The organism is Haloferax sp. s1 (assembly GCF_058382125.1).
The window spans coordinates 1-2,077 of record NZ_JBZRPK010000222.1 but is presented as its reverse complement, the minus strand read 5'-3'; the positions used below and the strand labels follow the sequence as shown (position 1 = coordinate 2,077).

General features: G+C 61.4%; 1 protein-coding gene and 1 pseudogene. Both read right to left on the bottom strand.

Annotation, left to right across the window (positions count from 1 at the left end; genetic code table 11):
- Positions 1–1,443 (bottom strand): 3-hydroxyacyl-CoA dehydrogenase/enoyl-CoA hydratase family protein (locus tag QT222_RS01940; protein WP_491476132.1); only part of this gene is annotated, 1,443 nt, incomplete at its 3' end.
- Between the two features lie 244 nt (positions 1,444–1,687).
- Positions 1,688–1,975, bottom strand: a pseudogene (locus QT222_RS01935) (phosphotransferase family protein); the annotation flags it as partial.
- Between the last annotated feature and the right edge of the window lie 102 nt (positions 1,976–2,077).

Below are 2,077 nucleotides of genomic sequence, written 5' to 3'. Positions count from 1 at the left end.
CGTCACGTCCATGGCGTCGGTCGGGTCGAGGTCCGCAAAGCCGCCGATGTCTGCCCCGGCGCTGCAGGCGCGGCCGCCCGCACCTTCGAACGTGACGCACCGCATGTCGTCGGAGTTCACTGACGATAGCAGTTCGTCAATTTCGCCGAGAAGATCCATCGAGAGGGCGTTCATGCGCTCCGGGCGGTCGAGTTCCACTTCGAGCAGTCCGTCTCCGGATAACACATAGTTCAGTAGCCGGTACTCACCCGGTCCGTCACCGCCGTCCGAACCGTAGTCGTGGAACCCCGTCCCTGCGTCCTCGCCCGTCCGGCCCTGCTCAACGAGTTCGACGAGATAGTCGTCAGGTTCGAACCGGTCTGCTCCCGTCTTCTCGTGGAGGCTCCGGAGTTTATCGAGAACTGCATCGAGTCCGATTTCGTCACCGCGCCTGCAGATACCCTCCGGGAAGCCGAGGCCGAGACGGACCCCAGTATCGATCTCATCGGGCGTCGCCACGTCGTCGCCGACTAGTCGTGCGGCCTCGTTGACCATACGGGCCTCAATGCGCAGCGTGTCGAAACGCTCACCGTCACTGGGTTCGTAATTGACCCCGTCACCATTTTTGTAGTCGTAGTACCCCCGTCCCGTCTTACGGCCGAGTTCGTTGGCTTCGACCTTCTCCTCCATGATCGGCGGTATCGGCCGCCCGGCCTCCGTTCGGACGTGATACCCCACGTCGATTCCAGAGAGGGCTACGAGTTCGAACGGTCCCATTGGGTAGCCACGTCGGTGCACCATAGCGGCGTCCGCCTCGCGGATCGTCCCCTCCTCGTTCGAAACCATCCACGCGGGTTCGTCGATGAACGGCCCGAGAACCGTGTTGACGACGAACCCGTGGACATCCTTCCGGACGTAAATCGGCGTTTTGTCGAGCGATTCGACGAACTCATAGGCGACCTCGGCGGTTTCGTCACTGGTTTCTTCGCCGTAAATAACCTCGACCAAGTCCATCTTCACCGGCGGATTGAAAAAGTGCATCCCCACCACGTCCTCGGGTCGGGAGGTCGCGGGAGCCATCTCCGTGATACTGAGGCTTGACGTGTTCGACGCGAGCAGCGCGTTGTCCGGCGCGAATGCGTCGAGATCGCCGAAAATGTCCTTCTTGAGGTCCATCCGCTCTGGGGCGGCCTCGATAACGAGGTCGGCGTCGGCAACTGCAGGTTCCAGTTCGACCGCAGTGTCGATGCGGTCGAGGATGTCATCGACGGACTCGTCAAGGCGGTCCTTTTCGGCCAGTTTCTCTAAACTCCACTTGATATCCTCGTATCCGTCGGCGACGAGGTCCTCCTCAACGTCGCGCATCGTGACGTCGTATCCGGCGATAGCGACGACTTCCACGATTCCGTGGCCCATGTTCCCTGCTCCGAGTACGGACACCTTCTCAATGTTAGTGTTTGTCATTCATCCATCTGTTTCGGAACGTGTCAACTTAAATCCACTGACAAAATCTACATATGTAAATTTCATTCGGTCAATATCAAACAATAGTATTTGATAACGTTACTATAGTAAGTGTTGTTAGTGAACTCCCCGATGTGGGGATGCAGCTCCTACATTCCAAGATGCCTATCGACCGGCCCACCATAGCAGAGCAACAGTGTCTCGTGCGTGAACGTCCTCTCGCGGGAGCGGTGTGGTCTCGGCCCTACAACGGCTCGTTCCCCTCGATTATCCGCTCGGGGCGTCGAGCAAGAGCGGAACCCCGCTGTTCCATCAGGGGATACATCGGGTCGTCGCTGTTTCCTTCGAGGTACCGCCGGTAGAACATCTCGCCCAGCGCGGCGAGTTTGTACACTGCGAGCGTCCGGTAGAATCGGCCGTGTTCGTACTCGATGCCGGTCTCACGCTCGTACCGCTCGACGAGGTCGCGGCGGGTCGGATACTCCTCGGGCTCCCCGAACGCGGCGGGCCGAGCCGGCCCCGCCGGGTCGGGGGCCCCCCGACCGCGCCCCTACGCCCGCATCCCACCCCGGGCGGCCAGCCGGACCCCCACCGCCGCCACCTCCCCCCCCCGCACCCCCGGCCCCGCCGGCGC